Source organism: Actinomadura physcomitrii (assembly GCF_008923205.2).
Lineage (GTDB): Bacteria > Actinomycetota > Actinomycetes > Streptosporangiales > Streptosporangiaceae > Spirillospora > Spirillospora physcomitrii.
The window spans coordinates 23,614-30,639 of sequence record NZ_WBMS02000072.1 but is presented as its reverse complement, the minus strand read 5'-3'; the positions used below and the strand labels follow the sequence as shown (position 1 = coordinate 30,639).

The following is a 7,026-nucleotide window of genomic DNA, read 5'->3' as shown; positions in this document are numbered from 1 at the left end:
GGACTGGTCGGCCGGTGACGTCCGCCTGCTGACCGAGGCGCGGGCGTGGCCGGAGGTGGACCGGCCGCGCCGGGCCGGGGTGTCGTCGTTCGGCGTCAGCGGCACCAACGCGCACGTGATCATCGAAGAGGCGGCCGAAGAGCCCCGGCACGGCGCGGGGGACGGCGCGGAACCCGGAGCGGTTCCGTGGCTCCTCTCGTCCCGGACGGCGGAGGGGCTGCGCGCGCAGGCGGAGCGGCTCGCATCGTTCCTGCGCGAGCGCGGCGACCTCGCCCCGGCGGAGGTCGGGCACGCCTTGGCCACCGGGCGGGCCACGTTGGAGCACCGTGCCGTCGTGGTGGCGGCCGGCCGCGCCGAAGCGATCGCGGCAGTGGCCGAAGTCGAGTCCGTAGGCCCGGCCGAGGTCGACGGCAAGACCGTCTTCGTTTTCCCCGGGCAAGGCGCGCAGTGGACGGCGATGGGCGTGGCGCTGGCCGGTTCGTCCCCGGTGTTCGCCGCCGCTCTGGCGGAGGTCGAGGCGGCGTTGGAGCCGTACGTGGACTGGTCGCTCGCCGAGGAATTGCGCGGCCCGCTGGAGCGGGTGGACGTGGTGCAGCCGGTGTCGTTCGCGGTGAACGTGGCCCTGGCCCGGTTGTGGGAGTCGTTCGGTGTTCGTCCTGATGCGGTGGTGGGGCATTCGCAGGGTGAGATCGCCGCCGCGCATGTGGCCGGGGCGTTGTCGTTGCAGGACGCGGCGCGGGTGGTGGCGCTGCGCAGCCGGGCCATCGCGCGCGGCCTGGCCGGGCGCGGCGGCATGATGTCGGTGGCGCTGCCCTCGGACGAGGCCGCCGCCCGGCTGGCGCCCGGCCTGGAGATCGCCGCGGTCAACGCGCCCGGCTCGGTCGTCGTCGCCGGGGAACCGGACGCCCTGGACGCCCTGCAGACCGCGCTGGAAGCCGAAGGCGTGCGGACGCGCCGGATCCCGGTCGACTACGCCTCGCACACCTCGCACGTGGAGTCGATCCGAGGCGAACTGGCGGACCTGCTGGCCGGGATCGCTCCGCGCGCGTCGACGATCCCGTTCTTCTCCACGGTCGAGGGGCGCCGGCTGGACACCACCGAGCTGGACGGCGGCTACTGGTACCGCAACCTGCGGCGCCGAGTCCGCTTCGCCGATGCCGTCCAGACCCTCGCCGGCGACGGGTTCCACGCGTTCGTCGAGGTCAGCGCCCATCCCGTGCTGGTGCCGAGCATCGCGGAGATCGTCGCGGAACCGTCCGTGGCCGTCGGGACGCTGCGCCGCGGCGACGGCGGCCTCGACCGGTTCCTGCGCTCGGCCGGGGAGGCGCACGTCGCCGGGGTCGCGGTCGACTGGAGCCGCGCGTTCGGGCCCGGCCCGTTCAGGCGCGTGAACCTGCCCACCTACGCCTTCCAGCACCGGCGCTACTGGCTGGAGGGCGGGCGCGGACAAGGGGGCCTGACCGCCGCCGGGATCGAGGACGCGCGCCACCCGCTGCTCGGCGCCGCCGTCCCGCTGCCCGACGGCGCCGTCCTCACCGGCCGCCTCTCGCTCCGCGACCACGGATGGCTCGCCGACCACGCCGTCGCGGGCACCACCGTGCTGCCCGGATCGGCGCTCGTCGAGCTGGCGCTGCGGGCCGGCGCCGAGACGGGACGCACCACGCTGGACGAGCTCGTCATCGAGGCGCCGCTGACCGTGCCCGGCGACGACGACGTGGAGATCAGGGTCGTGGTCGCCGACCAGGACGTTGCGATCCACGCGCGGCGCGGCCAGGGCGGCTGGACCAGGCACGCGACGGGCCGGCTGTCCGACGGGCCGCACGTCGCGGAGCGGCTCCCGTGGCCGGTCGCGGATGCCGAACCCGTCCCCGTCGAGGACTTCTACGAGCGGAAGGCCGCGGAGGGCTACGAGTACGGGCCCGCCTTCCAGGGACTGCGGGCCGCCTACCGGCGCGGGGAGGAGATCTTCGCGGAGGTGGAGCTGCCCGGCGGCAGCGGGGCCGAGGGCTTCGGCCTGCACCCGGCCCTGCTGGACGCCGCGCTCCAGGCCACCGGCCTGCTCGGTGCGACGGCGCCCGCGAACGGGCGGATACCGCTGCCGTTCGCCTGGACCGGCGTGCGCCTGCACGCGCCCGGCGCCACCGCGCTGCGCGTGCAGGCGACCTTCCAGGGCACGGCGTCCGGATACGCGATCACCCTCGCCGACCGGGACGGAAGGCCTGTCGCCTCCATCGACTCCCTCAGGCTCCGGGACGTGGACCCCGGCCGGCTGGAGCCCGCGCACGACCTGCTCCACCGGATCGACCGGGTGCCGGTCGCCCTTCCCGGCCCGGCCGCCTCGCCCGTCCCGGGCGAGGACGTTCTCGACCTGACCGACCGGGGCGGCTGGACGCCCGGCGCGGCCCGCGAGCTGACCGCGGAGGCGGTCGCCTTCCTGCGCGACCGGCTCGCCCGCGACGGCGGACCGGTCGCGGTGCTCACCGGCGACGCGCCCTACGACCTCGCCGCCTCCGCCGTCCGCGGCCTCGTGCGCGCGGTGCAGCGCGAGCAGCCGGGGCGGGTCGTGCTGGTGGAGGCCGAGTCGGGGGAGGAGGCCGGGGAACTGCTGCCGCGCCTCGTCGCCTCCGGTGAGCCCGAGGTCGCGCTGCGCGCCGGGCGCGCGCACGCTCCCCGCCTCGCCCATGCCGGTGCCGGCGCGCCAGGCCGGGCGCCCCTCGATCCGGACGGCACGGTCCTGGTCACCGGCGGCACCGGGACGCTCGGCGGCCTGGTCGCGCGCCATCTGGTGCGGGAGCACGGCGTCCGCCGGCTCGTCCTGCTCAGCCGGCGCGGCCTCGCCGCCCCCGGCGCGACCGAACTGTACGCGGAGCTGCGCGAGGCCGGAGCCGAGGTGGGCGTGTCGGCGGCCGACGCCGCCGACCGGGAGGCGCTGGCGGAGGCGCTCGCGGAGATCCCGGCCGGGCATCCGCTGACCGCCGTCGTCCACGCCGCCGGCGCCCTGGACGACGCCCTGCTGGACGACCTCGGCCCGTCGCGGCTCGCCCCGGTGTTCCGGCCGAAGGCCGACGCCGCCTGGCATCTGCACGAGCTGACCCGCGACCTGGACCTGGCGGCGTTCGTGCTGTTCTCGTCCGGCGCCGGGGTGCTCGGCAACGCCGGGCAGGGCAACTACGCGGCGGCGAACGGGTTCCTGGACGGGCTGGCCCGCATGCGGCGCGCCGAAGGCCTGCCCGCCGTGTCGCTCGCATGGGGACTGTGGTCGCAGGCCAGCGGCATGACCGGCCACCTCGGCGACGCCGCGCTGGGCAGGCTGTCGCGCAGCGGCCTCGGCGCGCTCTCCACGGCCGAAGGGCTGGCGCTGTTCGACACCGCCCTCGCGGCCGGGGACGCCGTCCTCGTCCCGGCTCGGTTCGACGCCGCCGCGCTCCGCTCGCTCGCCGCCGGCGGCGACCTGCCGCCCGTGCTCCGCGGTCTCGTCCGGACGCCTCGCCGGGACGCGCCGCCGGCCGGAGGGGCGCCCGGCGCGTCGTTCGCCGACCGGCTCGCCGGACTGTCCTCCTCCGAACGGACGAGCACCGTGCTCGACCTGGTCAGACGGCACGCGGCCGCCGTGCTGGGGCACGACGCCCCCGACGACGTCGGCGCTGGGCAGGCGTTCAAGGATCTCGGGTTCGACTCCCTCGCGGCGGTCGAACTGCGCAACCGGCTCGCCAGGGCGGCGGGAGTGCGGCTCCCCGCCACGCTCGTCTTCGACCATCCGACCCCGGCCGACCTGGCGCGGCGGCTGCTGGCCGAGCTCGCGCCCGAGCCGCCCGGCGAGCCGGGCGGGACCGCCGGCGTCGCGGCGGCGATCGCCGAGATGGACGTGGACGACCTGGTGGAACGGGCTCTGGGAGGGAACCGATGACCGACGACAAGGTCGTCCGCGCGCTGCGCGCCGCGCTGGTCGACAACGAGCGGCTGCGCGCGGAGAACGACCGGCTGAGGCGTGCCGGCGCCGCGGACCCCGTCGCCGTCGTCGCGGCCGCGTGCCGCCTGCCCGGCGGGATCTCCTCGCCGGAGGACCTGTGGCGGCTCGTCTCCGAAGGACGCGAAGGGCTCTCGCCCTTCCCCGGCGACCGGGGCTGGGACCTCGACGCGCTCTTCGCCGACGACCCCGGCCGTCCCGGCACCTCCTACGTGCGGCAGGGCGGCTTCCTGCACGACGCGGGAGCCTTCGACGCCGCCCTGTTCGGCATCTCACCGCGCGAGGCGCTCGCCATGGACCCGCAGCAGCGCCTCATGCTGGAGATCTCCTGGGAGGTGCTCGAACGCGCCGGCATCGCCCCGACCGCGCTGCGCGGCGAGCGCGTCGGCGTCTTCACCGGCGTCATGTACCACGACTACGCGACCGGGCTCGCCGAGGTGCCGGACGACCTCGAAGGGCTGCTCGGGACGGGGACGTCCGGCAGCGTGGTGTCCGGGCGCGTCTCCTACGCGTTCGGGCTCGAAGGGCCCGCCCTCACCGTCGACACCGCCTGCTCGTCCTCCCTGGTGGCCGTGCATCTGGCGGCGCGGGCGCTGCGCGACGGCGAGTGCCGGCTCGCGCTCGCGGGCGGCGTCGCCGTCATGGCGCGGCCGTCGCCCTTCGTCGAGTTCTCCCGGCAGCGCGGCCTCGCGCCCGATGGGCGCTGCAAGGCGTTCGCCGACGCCGCCGACGGCACGGGCTGGGCCGAGGGCGCCGCGGTCCTCCTCCTGGAACGGCTGCCGGACGCCCGCCGCAACGGCCATCCCGTGCTCGCGCTGGTGCGCGGCAGCGCCGTCAACCAGGACGGCGCCTCCAACGGGCTCACCGCCCCCAACGGGCCGTCCCAGCAGCGCGTGATCCGCGCGGCGCTGGACGCGGCGGGCCTGGCGCCCGCCGACGTGGACGCCGTCGAAGGGCACGGGACCGGCACCCCGCTGGGCGACCCGATCGAGGCGCAGGCCCTCCTCGCCGCCTACGGCCGCGACCGCCCCGCCGGACGGCCGCTCTGGCTGGGGTCGCTGAAGTCCAACATCGGGCACGCGCAGGCCGCCGCGGGCGCCGCCGGGATCATCAAGGTGATCGAGGCGCTGCGGCACCGCGCGCTGCCCGCCACGCTGCACGTCGACGCGCCGTCCGCGAACGTCGACTGGGACGCGGGCGCGGTCCGGCTGCTCACCGAGCCGCGGGACTGGCCCGACCCGGGACGTCCCCGCCGGGCCGGGGTGTCGGCCTTCGGCGTCAGCGGCACCAACGCGCACGTGATCATCGAAGAGGCGCCGGTGAGCACCGAAGAGGCCCCGCCGCCGCCCGTAGGCTCGGCGCCCCGGCCCTTCGAAATCTCCGGGGCGACGGCGGACGCGTTTCGGGCACAGGCGGCGCGGCTCGCCTCCCACCTGCGGGAACGTCCCGCGCTGGAACCCGCCGACGTCGCCGCCTCGCTGGCGTCCGGCCGTGCGGCTCTCGCCCATCGCGCCGTCGTCGTCGCGGCCGACCGCGGCGAGGCGCTGGCCGGGCTGCGCGCGGTCGCGGCCGCAGAGCCCGCACCGGCCACCGTCACCGGCGTAGCGGACGTCGAAGGACGCACGGTCCTGGTGTTCCCGGGCCAGGGCACGCAATGGACGGGAATGGGAACCGAACTGGCCGACCAGTCCGACGTGTTCGCCGCCGCTCTGGCGGAGGTCGAGGCGGCGTTGGAACCGTACGTGGACTGGTCGCTCACCGAAGAGCTGCGCGGCCCGCTGCAGCGCGTGGACGTGGTGCAGCCCGCCTCTTTCGCTGTGAACGTGGCCCTCGCCCGCCTCTGGGAATCGTTCGGTGTGGTGCCCGACGCCGTGGTGGGGCACTCGCAGGGCGAGATCGCCGCCGCGCACGTCGCCGGGGCGCTGCCGCTGGAGGACGCAGCGCGGGTGGTGGCCCTGCGCAGCCGGGCCATCGCCCGGGGCCTCGCCGGACGCGGCGGCATGGCGTCGGTCGCGCTGCCCGAGGACCGGGTCGCCGCGCGGCTCGCGCCCGGCCTGGAGATCGCCGCCGTCAACGGGCCCGCCTCGGTCGTCGTCGCCGGTGACGCCGGCGCCCTGGCCGGTCTGATCGAGTCCTGCGAGGACGAGGGCGTGCGGGTCCGCCGGATCCCCGTCGACTACGCCTCGCACACCTCCCACGTCGAGGCGATCCGCGACGAGCTCCACGACCTCCTGGACGGCCTCGCCCCGAAGCCGTCCCAGGTCCCCTTCTTCTCCACCGCCGAAGGGCGGTGGCTGGACACCACGCGGCTGGACGCCGCCTACTGGTACCGCAACCTGCGCGGCGCCGTCCGGTTCGACGCCGCCGCCCGCGCCCTCCTGGACGACGGTTTCCGGACGTTCGTGGAGGTCAGCGCGCACCCGGTGCTGGCGGCCGAGATCAAGGACGTCGCCGGGCGGGCCGCGGCCGCCGTCACCGGCACGCTGCGCCGAGGCGAGGGCGGGCTACGGACGTTCCTGCTCTCGGCGGCGGCACTGCGCGTCCGCGGCGGCGGCGTCGACTGGTCGCCGCTCCTCGCCGGCCGTCACCGCGTCGACCTCCCCACCTATGCCTTCCAGCACCGCCACTACTGGTTGGAATCCGCGCCCACCGCCTCCGCCCGTCCGGCGGCGCCCGCTCCGGAGGAAACGGAGGAAGCGCGGTCCCCGCTCGACGGGTTCGAGAGGCTCGATGAGGACGGTCGCCGGAACGCGCTGCTCGACCTCGTCCGTACGGAGGCGTCGGCGGTGCTCGGCCGGCCGCCCGCCGAGACGCTCGCGCCCACCGACGTGTTCTTCGAGGTCGGGTACGTGTCGCTGACCGCGGTGGAGCTGCGGAACCGGCTCGCGGCCGCGACCGGGCTGGAGCTCCCCGCGATGCTGATCTTCGATCGGGCCACCCCGGCCGAGCTGGCCGACCACCTGCTGGCCGAACTGACCGCCACCGCACCCGCCGAGACCGCACCCGCCGAGACCGCACCGGCTGAGACCGCACCCGTAGAGACCGTGGAGGACTGACCC

General features: G+C 76.5%; 2 protein-coding genes. Both read left to right on the top strand.

Annotation, left to right across the window (positions count from 1 at the left end):
* The coding region (locus tag F8568_RS45045) for a type I polyketide synthase (RefSeq protein ID WP_151600305.1) at positions 1-3,907 on the top strand (3,907 nt) is incomplete at its 5' end.
* Positions 3,904-7,023: a type I polyketide synthase gene (locus F8568_RS45040; RefSeq protein ID WP_151600303.1), complete on the top strand. Its 3,120-nt coding sequence runs from the start codon at positions 3,904-3,906 to the stop codon at positions 7,021-7,023. The genes F8568_RS45045 and F8568_RS45040, both read left to right, overlap by 4 nt.
* The last annotated feature ends 3 nt before the right edge of the window (positions 7,024-7,026 follow it).

Coding starts and splice junctions, on each gene's coding strand:
- F8568_RS45040 (WP_151600303.1), top strand. CDS start 3,904: ATGACCGACGACAAGGTCGTCCGCGCGCTGCGCGCCGCGCTGGTCGAC.